The sequence below is a fragment of the Rhodanobacter lindaniclasticus genome, from assembly GCF_004799035.1.
GTDB classification, from domain to species: domain Bacteria; phylum Pseudomonadota; class Gammaproteobacteria; order Xanthomonadales; family Rhodanobacteraceae; genus Rhodanobacter; species Rhodanobacter lindaniclasticus.
Map to the genome: position 1 here is coordinate 1 of NZ_MWIO01000033.1, position 18,363 is coordinate 18,363.

Genomic DNA, 18,363 nt, shown 5'->3' on the forward strand with positions numbered 1-18,363 from the left:
GGCACGAGCGGTGGTCCTCGCATTGTCCACCGTGCCGGCGAAATCCACCGCACTGTTCGTCTTGGTCAGGACGGCATTGCTGCCCAGCGTCACCACGTCGTTGTAGGTCTGCGTGCCGCTGGTGGTGATATTGCCGCCAAGCAGCGTGCTGCCGCCGGCATTCGTCGCCAGGCTGGCGGCCGCCACGTTGCCGAAGCTCGTCAGGCCGGTGCTGTTCACGATCAGCGCGCCCAGCGCACCGTTGGTGGGATCGCTACCTACCGCCCCGCCGAACGTCACCGCCCCGCTGCCTGCGTTCACGGTCAGGGCACGAGCGGTGGTCGTCGCATTGTCCACCGTGCCGGCGAAGCTCACCGCGCCATTGGTCGCAGTCAGGACGGTATTGCTGCCCAGCAATATCGCCGCATCGTAGGTTTGCGCTCCGCCGGTGGTTACATCACCGACGAGCGTGAGGGGATCGGCATTGGCCAGACTGAAGCTCGAGGCGGTGAACCCTCCGAGATTGCCGATGTGGTTGCCCTCCCCCAGCGTAGTGGCGCCGACCGAACTGCCGATCAGGGTGTCCACCGTGATGGCGGCCCCGGTCACCTGCGAGATGGACCCTCCGGTATTGAGCGAGAGGGTGGTGGCGTGGGCCGGGGCGATGGCCTCATTGATGCTCAAGTTGCCGCTATTGGCGTCACCGATCACGATCGTGTTGGCGGTGATCAGGTCCAATTCGGCAGCAGTCACGCCCAGTTGGGGCGGCGCCGGATCCGGGGCGTCGGGGCCCAGCGAAATCGGTCTTCCCGCGGTAGCCTGCCGGATGGTCGCAATGCCGGCGGTGCCGGCATTGATGGTTCCAAATATGTCGGCATTGTCCGCAACCAGCGTCACGTCTGCACCGGCAGCAACACCATTGGTGGTATCGACCGCGACGCCTCCGCCGATGTTGATGCGCGCGCCGCTCCCGGAGGCCTCGAGCGTCACCGCACCGCCGGCGGTGCCGATGCCCGTACCCACCACGCCGAGATCGCTCGTGGTGCTGGTGATGGCAACATTGCCGCCGCCGGCGGTACCGCTGACGTTCGCACCGTTGCCTTCGATGATGTTGACTGCGCCGTTGCCGTTCGCACTGAACACTATGCTGCTGACATTGGTGCGGATGGCATCCGACGCCCCGATCGACCCGTTGGTACCGCCCGCGGTGAGAGTCAACGCATCGCCGCTGATCGTGCCCGCGGTGCGCGAGATGCTCCCGGCGGTCGCGGTCAGCGTGGCCGAGCCGGTACCCAGTGCGATGTCGTTGTTGAGGACGATGTTGTTGCCGGCGAGCAGCGACAGGTTCAGCGAGTCGACGGTCGCGATGTCCGAATCGGAGATCGAGTTGTTGATGACGATGTCGTTGGCCGCATCCAACGTGAGGGTGCCGGCTCCGGTACCGTCGTAATCGAGGTCGGCGTCCAGCGTGATGTCGCCCGGTTCGGTGTTGGCGCCGCCGGTCCCCGTGGTGATCGTGACGCTGGCGCCACCGGCCAGCGCTTCGGTGATCAGGTCGACGCCAAGCGACGCCCCGTCGTCCGTCGAAACGAAGGGATCGGCGGCGTTGATGTTCGTGTTGCCGTTGCCGGCGACGATGTCGATGTTGTTGGGATCGACCAGCCAGTTGCCGCCCGCCCCGCCGCCATGGCGCGCCGTGACCTGCGGCGTACCGGTGACCGTGAGCGCCCCATGGCTCGATGTCTCGACGAAACCGCCATTGCCGCCATCGACGCCACCACGCGCGGACACGCTGCCGGCGACGACGGAGTTGTCACGCGAGAACACCGCGATGCTGCCGCCGTCGCCCTTGCCCGTGGCATCGGCGTTGAGCGATGCGCCCGACGCAACGTAGCTGCGCGCGGCCACCGGAAGGCCCTCGCCACCCCGGACGCCACCACCGACACGGATCGCGCCGCCACCCGACCGGCCGGACGCATCCAGGATGCCGCCGGTAACCATCACGTCCTTGTCCGACAGCAATTCGATCCGGCCGCCGTGGTCTCCGGTGGTGGCGATGCTGCCGCTGCTGCCCACGTTGCCACCGCTGCCCACCAGCCGCACCACGCCGCCGTCGGTGCTGATGCCGCTGGCGTCGATCACCCCGGAATTGTTGACCAGGTTGGTGAACAGGTCCTTGGCTGCCGAGGCCTGGAGCACCACGGTGCCGCCTTCGGCCTTGAGGGTGCCGGTGTTGCTGACTGCCGTTTCCCTGGCGTCCAGGCGCTGCTTCAGTTCACCGGTGATCTGGATGTTGATCAGGCCGTTGCCGTCGAAATCGAGCACGGCATGCTCGGCGCCATCGAGGTTGATGCTGCCGTAATTGGCCAGGATCACGCCGTGGTTGGCCACGCTGCCGCCGACCAGCGCGACGGAGCCACCGCTGGCGGCCTGGATCAGGCCGTGGTTGACGATGCCCGCCCCGGCGCCGACGGCGTTGAGGCTGTAGTTGCCTGCAAGGAAATCCTTCGGGGTGAGGTCCAGCGTGCTGGCCATCAGGCCACCGACGTTCATCTGCGCCGTGGCGCCGAAGATGATGCCGTGGGTGTTGATCAGGAACACCTGGCCGTTCGAATTGATCTTGCCGAAGATCTGGCTGGGGTTCTGGTCGAGGATGCGATTGAGTGCCACCGCCGAACGCCCCGGCTGGTTGAACAGCACCGACTCGTTGGCCTTGAGGTTGAACGTTTCCCAGTTCAGCGCCAGTCGCTGCGAGATCTGGTTGATCACCGTCTCGTTGCCGCTCTGGGTGATGCTGCCGGTGCCGCCGACCACCGTGCCGCCGGTGGGGCCGCCGGCAAAGGCGTCAGGGCTGACGGCGATCGAGCCGATCGCAAGCCCGATGCACAGGCTGATCGGCCACGTCCTGCGCAGCGGCAGGCTGCCGGATGGCAAGCGCGCGATCCGATCCACGGAAGCGCCGTTGCGCGATTCACGCCGGGTGCTGATGTGCTTGCTCATGTCGTCGTCATCCCTCAGAACGTGAAGCTGAAGCGGGTATAGATGTGGAAACCCTTGCCGTTGGACGCGTTCTGCGAACTGGTGGTCTTGGCCGCGTCGAAGTGCAGCTCGAATTGCTTGAATCGCGGCAGGCGGAAGATGAAGCCCGCACCGGCGCCGCTCAGCTCGGCGCTGTCCGGCGTGGTCATGCGGTTGGCGCCGGCCGAGTAGCCCTTGGCGTAGTCGTAGAACACCTCGAATTCCAGCAGCTCGCGCCACGGCCGGCCATAGAACGGCGACACCTTGTCGCCGAAGCCGGGGGCGTCGACGTGGTATTCCAGCGCGGTGTAGAAGCCGCGGTCGCGCAGGGCGTCGGCGATCGGATAGGAGCGCACGCTGTCCGGGCCGCCCATCGCGAACTGCTCCAGCGGGATCAGCGCATCGCGAGTGTATTGGCCGATGAACTTGAAGTTCAGGCGCTGCGACTTGGTCAGGAACTGCAGCCGGGTGTAGGAGAGCTTCGCGACGAGGAAGCTGCGGTCATGCTGCGGGCTGATCAGGTCGGGCTCGCGCGAATCATCCCTGATCGACTTGCGCAGGCCCACCTGCATGATATCCACGCCGTGGAAGCGACGGTCTGTGTGCAGCATGCCCCAGGTGGTTTCCGCCACCGTGAACTTCTCGTCGGACAGGTGGAAACCCAGGCTGTCGAGCTGGGAGCGTTCCCTCAGCACGTGCAGGGTGGCCACGTGCTGCAGGTCGTCGCGATTGATGTATTTCCAGTCGAGGCCACCGTAGTAGAGCGAGCTGGGGCCCTTGACGTCGAGCGCGGCGAAGGTGCCGGTGTTGATCTGCAGCTCGTTGCGCGACGCGCCCACCACCACGGACAGCCCCGGCGTACCCACCGGCACCCGGTAGGTCAGCGCACCGTAGATGTTGTCGCTGGGATCGAGCGCGTAATCGACGTTGGCCGTGAAAGTGTCGCCCAGGTGCAACGGGTTCGCCCACTCCATGCCGGCCTGCACGCGGTACTTGCCGGTCAGGTCGGTGCCGTAGTTGTTGGCGCCGAGGGTGAACTGAACCGGCCGCTTCTCGTGGGCGATCATGATCAGGTCGGTGTCGCCGGTCTGCTCGCCGGGCTGGAAGGTCGAGGCCACGGTGACGCCGGGCAGGTCGCGCGCATACAGCAAGGCGGAATCGACGTCGCTCTTCAGCAGCGGCTTGCCGCGCAATTCCTGCGCTGCCGCCGAGATGACGCCCGGCCGATAGCGCTTGGTGCCCTTGACGATGATCTTGCCGATCTGCCCTTCCAGCACCTGGATGCCGACGATCTGATCGGAGCCGATGGTCTGTGCCGGCAGGAACGCGTTGGAGACGATGAAGCCGGCGGTGCGATAACGCTCGGTGATCTTGTCCGCGACGCCCTGCATCTGGGCGAAGCTCAGCTCGGCCGTGCCCGCACCTGCGGCCAGCTCGCGGAACTGCGCGTCGGCCAGTTGCTGGATGCTGGCCGGCGTGATGCCGAGTTGCGCATGGCTGCCGACGCCGCTGACGCGAAAGCCGCGCACCGCGACCGTCTGCACCGCCGCCGCATCGCGATCGCGTACCGGCGGAACGACGCCGCCCGGCGGCGGCGATGGCGTCGTCGGTGCGGGAGTCGAAGTTGATGCGGGTGGAGTCTTGCCTGGCGCAGCCGTCGCCGCTTCCTGGGCGTGAACCACGCCGCCGGTGAATGCCAAGGCCGATGTCAACGCTGCTGCGAGACGGACAATTCGCACGATACACTCCCCCGGCTGCATCATCTTTCCATTGACGGCGCACCTGGACATCGAAGGCGTGCCGGCTGCGAAATCGAAGCCCCCCACGGATGGGGCAATTGCTGCCCCCAGGCTTGGATCGTCCGATCAGGATACACCCTCGTCGCGTCGCGGAACCAGTCACCATGGACTTGCACACGGCGATTTGGCGAGCGATTTTTTCGCCCTCCGTCTCACCCTCGTGACGCGTCGCAGCAGCCGATGCCGGTGAACCGACAGCCCGGCGCAAGCTAGCCGTGCAACAACCCGTAGGCGAGCGCGCCCAATGCGATGACGAGCAGCAGCACGACGACCCCCACCGACTTCCAGCGCGTGGCCGGTCGCATCGCCAGCAGACTGGTCAGCGCATGACTGGCCGAGTCGGCGGAAGCATCGTCACGCGGCGGGGCCGCACTGCGCGGTCGCGGGGTAGTGGTGGCCGCCGGCGGCACCAGGGTATTGCGGGCGGTGACCACCGCGCTGGGGTCGTACAGGCTTTCCAGCAACCGCCGACGCCGCGCGCGATATTCGGCGCGGGTGATCCGGCCGAGCCGATGGGCTTCGTCGAGGACGCGCAGATCCTGGTTGGCGGCGCGCCGGCGTTCCGCGAGATCGATCATTTCACCTCCCTGAGGATGCGGAAGCCGACATCGCGCTGCGGCGAGCCGCCATCGCTGCGCTGGGTACCCACGCTGCAGTCGGACCAGTAGCTGGTGTAGCTGCCGCCGCGCACGGCCACGCTGCCGCCGCTCACGACCCACTCCCAGGCGTTGCCGGTCATGTTGACCAGACCCCACGGATTGCGCGAACGCCCGCGGGCGGAAACCAGCGCGCCGCTGCCGTCGCCGCCACCAGCCGACGGCGGCACGCAGTTGCTGTCCTCGGCCTGTTTGAAGCGGCCGCCGGCGCTGGCGGCATTGAGCCATTCGGCATCGGTCGGCAGGCGATAGCTGAAGCCGCTGATGTCGCTCAGCCATCGCGCATAGGCCTGCGCCTGGCTGAGCGGGATGTTGGTGATCGGCGCATTGCCGAGATCCGGATCGCTGACCGACTTGGCTGCGCACTTGCCGGACGCGCGGCAGAACGCGTTGAACTCGTTGATCGATACCTCCGCCCGCGACATTGCATACGGCCGTCCACCGCTCGCACCAGGCACCACCACCAGGAAGGGGCCGTACGACGTTCCGACGCTGTCGCGGCAGAACTTGCCGGTCCCCGCCATCCCGGCTTTGGCGCATGGATCGGGACCGCTCGGCCCGCTCGGCGCATTGGCGACCTTGCCCGGCTGCGCCGGCGTCGGCGCGCCGGGCCGGGGGACCGGTACGGGCCGACCCGGCAGGGCGCCCTGCTCCGCGGCCGGCGTCGGCACGACGGGCGTGACGGGTGCCGGCGCCGGCGCCGCCGCGGCACTCGGCTTGACCCGGTCGAGTTGCTCCTCCAGCGTCTTGCCGGCCAACTGGCCACGAATGCGCATGTCCGACTCGAGCGTGGCGAGCGCCTTCGGATCGCTGCGCCGCACGCTCGCCAGTTGCTGCTTCAACCGTGCGTAATCGGCCGTGCTGGTCGGCTGCCGGGCCGCGGCCATGATCGCCGCCACCACGTCGTAACGTGCCTTCGCCGCACGCAGCTGGGCATTGCCGCCGAGCACCTGCAAGCCTTGCCCGAGCACTTCGGCAGCCTTCTCGTAGCGACCCTTCTGGAAGGTTTCCTGGCCCAGGCCGAGATAGGCATCGGCCAGCAGCTTCGGGCCCTCGTTCTGCAGGAACGGATTGTCCGGCTGCAACGCCTTGATCCGCGCCAGCGACTGGCTCGCCTTGCCGACGTCGGCGGCCGCCGCGGCGCTGCGCATCGACTCGATGCGCGACTTCACTTCCGCGTCCGCGCTCTCGCGCGCCGCCTTCGCCTGCAGGTCGGCCTGCAGCGCGTCCAGCTTGACGCTCTCGGCGAGCAGGCGTGGTGACTGCGGCACGTATTTCAGGCCGAAATCCACCGCCATGCGCGCCTGCGGCAGGTGCTGCGGATCGGCCTGCGAGGCGGCCACGTTGGCAATCGAGTTGGCCAGTGCACCGACCGCCCGGGTGGTTTCCGGCGAGGTATCGCCCCTGAGGGAGGCCATCGCGCTGGCCACGGCCTGTTGCCAGTCGGGCGTGAGCAAAGGCTTGGCGGCGAGACCGGCCAGTGTGGCGCGGGCAGCGGCAATGGCTTGCGCCTGCTGTTGTAGCTGGCGCGCCTGGGCAGCGTTGCGGGCCGCAGCGACCTCGGCCTGCACGGTGACGTAGCCGCCTTCGGCCGAGTCCATCCGCTGGCCGGCCTGGACGATGCGCTGGGCGTCATCGAGATCGCCGGCGGCGATCCGCTCGCGCGCCAGCTTGATCAGGCTGGCATCGACGCTGCCGCGCAGTTCGGCGTAACCCGGTGCGCTGACACCCATCTGCTCGCGCGCAGTGCCCAACGCACCGCTGACATCCTGCAGCCACACAGCCGTGCCCAGCGGTTTGGCCAGCAGGTCGTCGACACGGCGCTTGGCCAGCGCATTGCGTTGGGCTTCGCTGGCGGCCTTCTGCGCCAGCTGGTTCTGCTGTTCCAGCAGTTTCTGGCGAGTCGAGGACAGGTCGGCGTCGCCGGGAAACAGGTTGACGCCGAAACCCGCGATGGCGATGGCGCCGTCGAGATCGCCAGCGCCCTGGCGTTCGGCGGCCTGGGCAGCCAGCGCCTGCTTGAGGCGCTCGGCCTGCGCCGGCAGGCGGGCGTCGTCGGCCAGCAGCTTGGCGGCGCCCTCGTAAGCGGTGGCGGCGCGGTTGCGCCAGTCGTCGCTGTTGTCGGGATGATCGAGCAGGCCGCTGAGCGAAAGCAGGCTCTGCTCGCGCTGCTGCTGCAGCTGCGCGGCCTGCTGTTGCGCCAGTTGCTGCGCGGCCAGCGCCTTGCCCAGTTCATCCAGTTGCGCGCCGCGCTGCCTGATTCGCGTCGAATCGGGGAACAGGCGGCTGGCCAGCTTGAATTCGGTCGTGGCCTGGTCGACCTGCCCGGCATCCAGCGATTTGCCGATCGCCGCGTCGTACTTGAGCTCCAGCTCGGTGTTCTTCAGCAGCGCGCTGGTCGGGTCGATGGCGCGGATCTTGTCCAGCGTGCCGACCACGTTGTCCGGCTGATTCTCGAAGATCGCCCCGGCGCCGATCTGCTGGCTGAGTTGCGTGTCGAGCGAGTTCAGCAGGTCGTTGCGCTGTTTCTCGATTTCGCCGCGCTTGATGTCCAGCGCGGGCGAATACAGTTTCAGGTCGTCGCGCAGCTTGAACACCTTCTGCGTGCCCGCGTAATCATAGCGGCCCTCGATCGGGTTCCAGTACGCGTCGAGCCGACTGAGCAGGAACTTCTGGATCAGGTCGCCCTGGTCGACCACGATGCGCTTGCGGTCGTCATCGCTGAGTGTGTCCAGCGCCTGCAACGCCTGCGATTCGCTGGCATAGCGATCCGGCCGGGTCAACGTGAAACGCTGGATCACTTCATTGACGTGGTGGTCGTGGCGCCAGGTGATCCAGCCCCACGCGCCGCCGGCGACGATCAGCACCGCCGGCACGCCGTAGATCAGGAACGGCAGCGCACGCTCGCGCAAGCTCACGTCGCGCAGGCCGTCCACCAGCTCGTTGGCGCTCTTCAGACGGTCCTCGGCACGGAACGCCACGCTGGCGCACAGCGTCTTGTACTGCTGCTTGGTCAGGCCCTTCACCGGCGGCGGCTTGCGCCCTTCGCGCATCGCCACTTCGGCGCTGACCTTGCCGTAGGGGTGGGTACCGGTGAGCAGTTCGAACGCCACGCAGCCGAGCGCGTAGACGTCGTCGCTGGGTACCGGGTCCTTGCCCTGGATCATCTCCAGGCTGGCGTACGCCGGGGTCAGCGCGCCCAGCGTGCCGGCGTCGAACACGGTCTGCTCACCCACCGCATCGCCCATGTGCTTGCCGGCACGGGCGATGCCGAAGTCGAACACCTTGGGCACCCCTTCGCGGGTGATCATCACGTTGGCAGGCTTGAAGTCGGAGTGCACCACGCCGGCGGCGTGCGCGCGACTGAGCGCGTGCGCCATGCCTTCGATCAACGGGCGCGCCTGCTCCAGCGGCATGCCGTTGTACGCCTTTTCGCGGATCAGCTGCTTGAGGTCGGAGCCGTCGACGTACTCCATCGTCATGAAGACGATGGTGCGATCCTTGTCGAAATCGTAGACGCGCACGATGTTGTCGTGCGCCAGCTGCTGCGAGCGGCGCGACTCGCGCTGCAGCGAGATCAGCGAATCGGGATGGCGGCGGAACTCGTCGTTCAGCACCTTGACCGCGACGTACGGATCGCGATCGCGCGCCTCCACCTTGCGTTCGTCGCGCGCCTTGTACACCACGCCCATGCCGCCGCGACCGATCTCGCGTTCGAGATAGAAGCGGCCCTTGAGCAGCGAGCCCACTGCGACGAAATCGGTAGCCTCCGCGTCGCCGATGTGCTGCCAGCTGGACTGGCTGCCCATGCTGGAACTGGTGCCGGTCATGCCCTGACGCGTGCCCTGGGTGCCGGTATGGCTGGTGGTCTGTCCCTCGCGCGGCGGCAACGGCGCGCTGGATACCGGTTTGACGATGGTGGCCTCGTCGGTCGGCGGCTGCGGTGGCCGCGACGTCGGCTTGACCACGGTGGCCTCGTCCAGCGGCGGCGGCGCCGGCGGGCGCGAGGGCGGCGCCACGCGGGTGGCCTCATCGTCCGCGGACGGCGATGGCGGTGGTCGACGGGTGGTCGGCTTGACCATGGTGATGTCTTCGTCCGCACTCGCCGGGCCCGGCTGCAGCGTCGCCAGCTTGGCCAGCAAGGCCTTGGCGATCAGCGGATCGATCCGGCCCGCGGCCTGCTCCTGGCCGATCCATTCGACGCCGGCGCGATGCTCGTCGACGGACAACGACGGCAGCCCGCCCAGCGCTTCGAACAGCGCGGGCAGCTTGATTTTTTCGGCCTGGTAGGCACTGACCAGTTCGGCGATGGGATTCATGGATTGGTTGGTGTCTTCATGCTTGCAGGCCGACGACGACGGCCGAAATGTTGTCGCGTCCGGCGCGGCCCAGGGCCAGCTCGAACAGGCTCTCCACCAGATCTTCCGGCTGCGGATGGGCACGACACTGCTCGTGAAGTTCGCTGTCGGACATTTCCTTGTTGATGCCGTCCGAGCACAGCACGAACGAGGTGCCGGGCCGGCTCCCCGCCACGACCCAGTCGACGAACAGCTGCTCTTCGGCGCCCACGGCACGGGTCAACACGCCTGAGCCGGCAGCGGGGGGCGGCGCGGCGCCGAAATGGGTCACGTCGACATCGCCGCCATGCACGTGGTCGCGAGTGATCTGGCTCAGCCGGTCGTCCTCGTAGCAGTACGCCCGGCTGTCGCCGACCCAGCCACACAAGGTGAAATCGGTGTCGCGCACCAGCACCACCACGGTCGACCCGATCAGGTCCACGCCGCGCGCGGCGGCGGTCTGCAGCAGCTCCGCATTGATCCCGACCAGGGCGTCCTCGATCGACTCGATGAAATCGAAGACGCTGCCGGTTCTTGGCAGCGCACCGAGGCGCTCGACGATCATCGTGCTGGCGTAGTCGCCGGCGGCGTGGCCGCCCAGGCCGTCGGCCACCACCCACAGGCCGACTTCGTCGCGCACCAGGATGGCGTCCTCGTTGTGCTTGCGCACCTTGCCGGTCACCGTGCGGCCGGCGGAAACATAGCGGGTGGTCATGCGTGCACCTCGATGACCGCCAGCGGCCAGCTGTCGGGATTCGTGCCCAATCCGGCCGCCGCGGCGATGCGCGTGCGGGCCTCGCTGCATGTACCTGCGGCGAGACTGCGCGCCAGCAGCTCGGGTGGCAGCTGCAACAATGGATGCGATGCCATCAGCAGCAGCCGGTCGCCGGCCTGGAGCGCGCAGCTGACTTCGCCACAGGTCGGTTGCGCCGTCGCACCCAGGCCGGGAGCGGCCAGCGATACGGGGTTGAACAACAGGTCGTCGAGGTCGTCGCCGCTGCTGCTCGTGGTAGCCGCGGGCGGCGCATCGCTGCGCGCGAAGAACGGCTGCAGCCTGCCATGGCGCCAGTGCCAACCCGCGGCCGCGCCGATGCGCAGCAAGGCGGCCTGGCCGTTGGCCACGTGCGCGGCGATCACGGCGCAATCCTCCGGCACCGGATCGACCAGATCCTCGCCGAACTGCCGAAGCTGCGGGTTCAACGCCATGATGCGCGTGCGCAACACCTGCATGCCGCCGATCAGTTCCGCGCCGAGCATGTCACCGGCAATCGCCGCCACCGCCGCCACCGCCTGCTGGCGCGGATCGGCCACGCCGACCTCGGCGGCCACCAGGCTCAGGCCGACATCCGGTCGCTGCAGCACGGCAAGGCCGGCGACCGCCCCGTTCTGCGTGCCCGGCGCCACGGCGACATCCGCGGCGACGGTCACGTCAGCCGGCGGCATGGCCGTGGGTGCGGCGGGCGAGCTGCCGCCCAGGTCGGCGAGCAGGTCGAGATCGTCCGGCAACCAGGAGTCGATGGAGGTCACCGGCGGTGGCAAGTCCATCGCCTTCACCGCGGGCGCGCGCGAAGCCGCCACCCCGAAGCTGCCCAGCGTCCGCCAGGCGGCTGCGCCCTGCCCCGCGTCGAGCAAGCCGGCGTAAGCCTCGGCGCGCGGCAGGCCATCGGTCACCAGCACGCTGGCCGGAACACGTCCCGCGCCATCGGTCCACCACAGGCACCAGCACCCGGGAACACTGCTGAGGCGCGTCCACAGATCAACCAGGGCCGCCGTCGCGCCAGCATGCGCGGGCAACGGCAGGCGCCAGTGGCTGGCTGCCGTCCAATCCACCTCATGCCACGGATCGGGCTGCGGCTGGCCGGCGTCGAGCGGGCCGCCCAAGGCTGCGACATGCGCGTCGAAGTCATCCACGCCGATGCCTGCATCGGCCTGCACCGCGCGGTGCAACTGCTCCGCGCGTTCGAACCATCCCGCGCCATCGCGGATGGAGGCAGCAGCGTCGTTCAGCGGCGCGGCGATCACCATCGGAAAGCAGCGGCCGACACGGTCGGCTCCCGGCCCCATCACGCCGGCCCACGCGGCCTCGCCGCACACGCCCGGCGCGAGCGCGAAATGCCACACCGGGCTGGCGTGGAATGCCTCGTGCCAGGCATCGCCCAAGGCATCGCGGCTGTACGCCACGGCGGTTTCGAAATGCCGGTCCCAGGCATCGACGAAGCTGGCCGGCAGCCGTCGCTGCACGAAGTCACCCGCGCAGGGCAGCTTGCCGAAGAAGCCTGCGGCCGCGGTCGGCACGCGCTCAGCCTCCGCACCGGAAGCTGGACAGGGCATTGCTGAGGAACGGGTTTTTCAGGTTGTTGGCCTGCAGCGTCACCTTCGCCACGTGGCCGCCGAAATTGAAACTGGCCACGAAGCGCAGGTCGGACTGCTTCTGCAGGTTGGCCGCCTGCAGCGCGCGGAAGAACGCCCAGTCGCCGCGATAGTCGAACGTGGTGAGCAGGTTGCCGGCAGTGTCGTAGGCGGAGATGGACACGCGGCCAGGCTGCGGCCCGGGCCATTTCATGCTGACGTTGGTGGCGCCACCGGGCTGATACTCGTACTTCTGTCCGTCGACGTCGATCACCAGCTTGCCGATGCCGGCATCGAGCACCGGGGTGAGCCAGGTGAAATCGACCTCCGGCAGGTTGCCGCTGCGGAAGAACATCTGCTTGATCCGGTCGGCGCCCTGCAATTGCCCCAGCATCCCGGCCGAGCCGCTGATCGCGCCGGGCCCGGTCTTCCACTGCCAGTTGTGGCCGCTGGCGTCGATCAGCTTGCCGGCGGTCTGGTTGTAGAAGCTGTCGAAGCGCCCGCCGTAGCCGAACAGCTCGCCGAAGTTCTGCAGCGGGATGTCGTTGTTGCTCGACGAAGAGAACGGATAGCGACCGCGGGTGAAATCGGCGCAGTCCTTGCCCACCGCCTGCTGGTACTGGTCGTCCAGCGCGCTCTTGGTGCCGCTGGCCACCAGCGCCTGACTCTTGCCGGTGAGTGCGGCAAACCAGTTGGAGGCCGGCGGCGGCAGTTGCGCGGCGGCCTGCTGGGCCAGCAGCAACTGCGGGTTGGGCTGGCCGGCGGCGTTGCTGAAATCGCCCATGGTCAGCAAGGTCTTGCTGAGGTCGTCCAGCGTCTTCAGGGTCTGGTCGATCGGCTGCGCGCCGGGCGCGCCCTCGGTGAGCTTGTCGATCTCGGCGAAATGGTCGCTGATGACCTTGCCCGGCTTCTCGCTGGCCGCGTCGCCACCTGCCGCGCCGGTGGCACCGGCCTGCGCCAATGCCCGCGCCAGCGCAGTCTGCGTGGCGCGTTTCTGCGCCAGCTTCTTGGCTACGTCCTCGGCCTTGTCGGCGGCATCGCCGGGCGGCGCGCGCATCAGGTCGCTGGTGTTGTCACGCACCACCTTGAGCAGCAGCTTCAGCGGCGAGTTGGGACCGGCCAGCTTGGCGGCGATGGCGCTGGCGTCCTGGATGTTGTTGATCGGCTGCAGTTGCAGGTCAGCGAGAACTTCGTCCCACGCCTTGATGTAGTCCTGCTCATAAAGCCCGAGCACCTGTTGCGCGAGCTGAGCCTTCTGCACCGCGTCGATCTTGTTGGCGCCGAAGACCCAGTCATCCGCGGCGAACTGCGCCACCGACTGCTCGATGCCCTTGTCCACCTCATGCTTGAACACCGGTTGGGTGAACAGCGCGGGGATCGGATCAGACAGCGGCTTGCCGCTGCGACGCTGGTACACGTTGCCGAGCAGGCCCAACTCCTTGTCCAGCCGCAGCGGCGGGTAGTTGCCGCTGCCGGCGGTGAGCTTGAGGTTGCCGTAGATCAGGGTGGCCAGGTCGGCGGTACGCAGTGTGCTGCGCGCCTGCTCGACCAGGTTGTCGTCCAGGCTCAGCGGACGCAGGCGCCCCTCGTGCGCGACCAGCGCATCGAAGTGCTTGCTCAGCGCCTTCTGCAGCACCGGATCATTCGGAAACAGGCGCTGCCATTCGACTCCGGCCAGCGCCACGATCTGGTCGTGGTCCAGATGCCTGGGCTCGCCCAGCATCAGGTAACCCTTCAGATAGTAATAAAGCATCTGCGGGTCGCCGGCGTTGGCGGCCAGGCCGGCGCGGAACTGCGAGGCCACGCCAGGCAGCAGGATCGCGTTTAGCTCGCGATAGTACGCATCGCGCACTTCGTCGCCCACCGCATTGCCCTGGTACAGACCGAAGCGCATCGACAGCGGCACGTCGCCCTGGTGCTGGTCGGCCACGTCGACCGCCGCGGACAGCGCCTCCAGCCGCTCCAGCACCAGCGCGAAATACGCCTGCTGGTTCGGCGCCAGCGAGAGATCGCTCTGCCCCGGATACTTGGCCAGCGCCGTGTGCACGTCGGCCAGGTAGTTGCCGTTGCGCCGATAGCTGGTGGCCAGGCCGAACACCAGCAGACCGCAGGCGAGCAGCACGCCGACGTAGCAGGCCGCCTGCAGCAGCACCTTCTGGCGCTCCAGCTTGGGGTCGGTACCGGCGAAACCCGATTCGCGGAACAGCACGTCCTTGAGCAGGCGTTCGACGAAGAAGGTGCGGCTTTGCGCGCCCGGCACATGCAGGCGCGAAGCATCCAGTCCGAAGGTGCGCGCCACCGCACCCATCATGCGGTCGATCGGCGTGCCTTCCTGGGTACCGGAGGTGAAATACGCGCCGCGCAGCAGCAGTGGCGCGTCGTACTGGTGACCGGTGAACACGCCCTCGACGAATTGCCGGGTGATCTCGCGCAAGGCGCCGAGTTGCTGCGGGAACGACAGGATGGCCGCGCGACGCAGGCGATCGCGTTCGCGGTGCAGGCGATCGAGGATGCGCGTGTTGAGCCGCTCCAGCAGCAGGTTGAACTCCGCCAGGAACTGCTTGGCCGCGGTGCCGGCCATGGTCTGGTCGACCGGGAACGACATGCCCCAGACCTGGCTGCGCAGCTCCGGCGTGAGGTCGTCGAAGAACTCGGTGAAGCCGGCGACCAGGTCGCACTTGGTGAACACGAGGTAGGCTGGCACGCCGATGCGCAGGTGCTTGGCCAGTTCGTCCAGCCGCTGCCGCACCGCCATGATGTGCTGCTGCCGCCCCGCTTCGTCGAGGGTGAGCAGGTCGGACAGGCTCATCGCCACGATCACGCCATTGATCGGCCGCCGCTTGCGGTACTTGCGTAGCAGGTTGAGGAACTCCGTCCACGCCGACGCATCCGCGCCGCGGTCGGAATCCTGCGTGGTGTAACGCCCGGCGGTGTCCAGGAAAACCGCCTCGTCGGTGAACCACCAGTCGCAGTTGCGGGTGCCGCCGACGCCGCGGATCGCTTCCTTGCCGAACTTGTTCGACAGCGGGAAGTTGAGCCCGGAATTCTGCAGCAGGGTGCTCTTGCCCGAGCCCGGCGGACCGATCACCACATACCACGGCAGCGCGTACAGATTGGTGCCGCCGCTGCGGTTCTTGCGCAAGGTATCCACCGCTTCCTGGAAGCGCCCCTGCAATTGCGCGCGTTCGTTGGCGGCGCGATCGTCGGTACCACCCGCGGCCGGTGCGCCCTGCTCGCTGAGGTCGCTGGCCATCTGCCGCGCCTTGCCGCGCACGCGCATCTGCCACACCTGCATCCACACGGCCCAGATCACCACGATCACCAGGATCACCAGCAGGCGAACGATCGGACTCTCCAGCGGATGCGCCTCGCCGAAGCCGAGGTAGGGGCCGCCGAACCAGATCAGCAAACCCAGCAGCAGCAGGCCGACGAGGGTGATGAACAGGCGGGATTTGAACAGCGCAAGAAGCTTGCCCACGATGTTCAGTCCTCCGGGCTGTAGAGAATTTCGACGCGACGGTTGCGCGCCCGGTTGGCTGGCAGATCCGGCGGCAGCGCGATCGGCTGCGACGAACCGGCTCCGCTGGATTCGAGTCGCCCGGCGTTGTCGATGCCCTCGCTGAGGATCTGCACCACGGAACGCGCGCGCGCCGCCGACAACGCGTAGTTGTCCTTGAACTTCAGCGAGTGCACGGGTTGATCGTCGGTGTGACCGACCACCACCACCCGGCCCGGCACCTGGTTCAGCGCCGCGGTGATCGCGTGCAGCATCGGGATCTGCCGCGCCGCCACCTCGGTGCCGCCGGAGGCGAACATCGCCGGCGCATCCAGCCGCACCAGCGCCGAGCCGTCGGGCTTCTCCTCCACGGTCAGCGCGCCGGCCTGTTCCTCCGGCGCGAGCAGTTGCTTGAGGCTCTTGCGCTCGACCTTGGGCTGGGTCTGGCGCAACCGCGACTCGTCCGGCGGCACCGCACTGCGCAGGCCGATCTGCGCCACCTGCGCGCTGACCGGCGAGGACAGTTCGTTCAAGCGCGTGTAGAAGTACAGGAACGCGCCCAGCAGGATGCAGGCGCCGGCCGCCACGATCACCCACAGCGGCACGTAGCGCACCAGCGGGTTGCGCCGATCCTCGAGGCCTTTCCAATGCGGCGCCAGTTCATCCGCCGCGGGCGGACGCTGCGCCTTGATGCGCCGGTAGAGCTCCTCCTGGATATCGGCCAGCTTGGCGCGGCCGTCGGCCTCGATCTGGTAACGCCCGCCGAAACCGAGCGTGAGGCAGATGTACATCAGTTCGATCAGGTCGATGTGGCGCGAGAAATCCGCGCACAGGCGGTCCAGGATCAGGAAGAACTTCTCGCCACCGTACGACTCGCCATGAAACGCGACCAGCAGGGTCTTGGCCGCCCAGCCGCTCTGTCCGCCCCACGGCGTGTTCATCACCGCCTCGTCGAGCGTGGTGCACAGCACGTAACGTGCGGCGGTGATGGTCTGTGCCGCGATACCGGCGGCCTGCGCATTGCTCTCGAACTGGCGCACCTGGGCGATGACCTGCTCGCGCAGGCGCGCCGCGTCGGGCTGCGAAGCACTGTTGCGCAACTGCACCGACAACAGCAGCAAGGGGCTGGCCGCCTGCACCAGGGTGTTGAGGCCGGCGCCGAGGAAATCGCCGATCGCCGCCGCGGGCGCCTGGTCCCGACCCGCCACGGGCCGTGCCGCCGCCGGCCTGGCAGCCGGAAGCGGTGCAGGAGCGGGAGCGGGTGCAGGGACGGGGGCGGCAGTTGCTGGGGCACCACGTGGACGGACTATGGTCCGGTCCTGCTGCGGGTCGTCGTCATGGGGGCCGTTGCTGCTCATGCGCTCAACCTCGGATCGCCCAGAGTTGCAGGTCGAGACCGGCGAACTCGCCGCCAAAATGGAATGCGATGCCGCCTGACGTCTTCAGGCTCCGCCACATCGGCGAATTCTTGTCGAACTCGAAATACAGGTAGCCGGAGTTGTACGGAATCTGCCGCGGCGCCACCGGCATCGGTGCCACCGGGATGCCCGGCAGTTGCAGGTTCACCAGGTCGCGGATCTTCTCCACCGGGCCGATCTTCGACTGCGCCGGCAGCTGGCGGCGCAGGTCTTCGGACTTGAGATCGGCCTTGGCTGCCAGCACGAAGGCGGCGGTATCGATCAGGCTCAGGTCCGGCACCACGGCCACCCACACGCCGAACTTGCGTTGCTGCATCGGAATCGGGATCGCGGTCTGCTCCATCACCGCGCTGAGGCTGGTACGCAATGCCGCGATCAACGGCTCGAAGCTCGGGTACAACGCCTCGTGGCGATAGGCCGGAAACGCCGGCGGTCGTTTGCCGGTGCTGGTGAAGGTGGACAGCTCACCGGCCATCTCGGCCAGCACGCGGTAGAGATCCTCGGGATGCAGGACCGGCGCGGCAGTGAGATGTGCGATCAACGGCTGATAACGGTTGACCACCTGCAGCAGCAGGAAGTCGGCGATCTCGGCGGCGCCGCCGCGGTCGGTGACCGCCACGCGGCTGGCCAGCGCCTCGCCGCGCTGGTGCAGCAGGCCCAGCAGTTCGGACAGGAAGGTGCTCAACCGCGGCGCCGCCTGGCAGCTCAGCACGGTCGGCATGAACGCCTCTTCCAGGATCACCCGCCGGTCGGAGCGGCATTCGACGATGCGCGCCACCGGGATCTGCGCCAGACCCTCGAGCGGTTGCGACTGCGGCAACAGCCGGCTGTTGAGCCCGCCCACCTCCAGCACGGTGAGCCCGTCGACGCTGCCGGAGGCATCGCGCACCTCGGTCTCGCGCACGCGGAAACGGAACAGCTTCTCCGCCGGCGCCTCGGGCCGGCCGCTGTCCGGCTGCGCGGGCGAGCGCAAGGGCAGAGTCAGGAAGACGGTCTGGTCGCGCCAGTTGTCGTCGACATCCAGCGCCAGCGGCAACGGGTCGTCGCCGGGCATGGCGAAGGGTGTGCCGTCGGGGAACACGCCGCGCGCACGCTTGATGCCCAACTTGCCGATCGCCAGCAGGTCGGTTTCCAGTTCCAGTTCGGAGAAGCCCCAGGTGTACGGGCGCAGGCTGCCGGCGCGCAGTTCGACGAAGCGCTCCAGATAGCGCTCCTGCTGCTGCAGATGCTGCGGGCGCAGGAACAGCCCTTCACTCCAGACGACCTTGTTGTTTTCCATGCGTCGCGCTGCCCCTGTCAGAAGTTTCCCGA

9 protein-coding genes are annotated in these 18,363 nt (G+C 68.0%); all 9 read right to left on the minus strand.

Features of this window, described 5'->3' with window-relative positions:
* A partial coding sequence (locus tag B1991_RS18865; RefSeq protein ID WP_342773783.1) for a two-partner secretion domain-containing protein occupies positions 1 to 2,979 on the minus strand: 2,979 nt, incomplete at its 3' end.
* Positions 2,980 to 2,993: 14 nt separating this feature from the next.
* Positions 2,994 to 4,679 (minus strand): ShlB/FhaC/HecB family hemolysin secretion/activation protein, encoded by a 1,686-nt coding sequence (locus tag B1991_RS12695; RefSeq protein ID WP_425466688.1) that lies wholly within the window; start codon positions 4,677 to 4,679, stop codon positions 2,994 to 2,996.
* Between the two features lie 326 nt (positions 4,680 to 5,005).
* Positions 5,006 to 5,374 (minus strand): hypothetical protein, encoded by a 369-nt coding sequence (locus B1991_RS12700; RefSeq protein ID WP_136259052.1) that lies wholly within the window; start codon positions 5,372 to 5,374, stop codon positions 5,006 to 5,008.
* On the minus strand, positions 5,371 to 9,771 hold the full coding sequence (locus B1991_RS12705; RefSeq protein ID WP_136259053.1) for a bifunctional serine/threonine-protein kinase/formylglycine-generating enzyme family protein: 4,401 nt from the start codon (positions 9,769 to 9,771) through the stop codon (positions 5,371 to 5,373). Before B1991_RS12705 ends, B1991_RS12700 begins: the two co-directional genes overlap by 4 nt.
* Before the next feature lie 16 nt (positions 9,772 to 9,787).
* Positions 9,788 to 10,504 (minus strand): PP2C family protein-serine/threonine phosphatase, encoded by a 717-nt coding sequence (locus B1991_RS12710; RefSeq protein WP_136259054.1) that lies wholly within the window; start codon positions 10,502 to 10,504, stop codon positions 9,788 to 9,790.
* Complete coding sequence (gene tagF, locus B1991_RS12715; RefSeq protein ID WP_168709639.1) at positions 10,501 to 12,084, minus strand: type VI secretion system-associated protein TagF; 1,584 nt, start codon at positions 12,082 to 12,084, stop codon at positions 10,501 to 10,503. Before tagF ends, B1991_RS12710 begins: the two co-directional genes overlap by 4 nt.
* A 4-nt stretch (positions 12,085 to 12,088) precedes the next feature.
* Positions 12,089 to 15,616: a type VI secretion system membrane subunit TssM gene (gene tssM, locus B1991_RS12720; protein ID WP_136259056.1), complete on the minus strand. Its 3,528-nt coding sequence runs from the start codon at positions 15,614 to 15,616 to the stop codon at positions 12,089 to 12,091.
* Positions 15,617 to 15,621: 5 nt separating this feature from the next.
* Positions 15,622 to 16,992, minus strand: a complete 1,371-nt coding sequence (icmH, locus tag B1991_RS12725; RefSeq protein ID WP_136259057.1) for a type IVB secretion system protein IcmH/DotU — start codon at positions 16,990 to 16,992, stop codon at positions 15,622 to 15,624.
* A 4-nt stretch (positions 16,993 to 16,996) separates the two neighbouring features.
* Complete coding sequence (gene tssK, locus B1991_RS12730; RefSeq protein WP_136259058.1) at positions 16,997 to 18,331, minus strand: type VI secretion system baseplate subunit TssK; 1,335 nt, start codon at positions 18,329 to 18,331, stop codon at positions 16,997 to 16,999.
* Between the last annotated feature and the right edge of the window lie 32 nt (positions 18,332 to 18,363).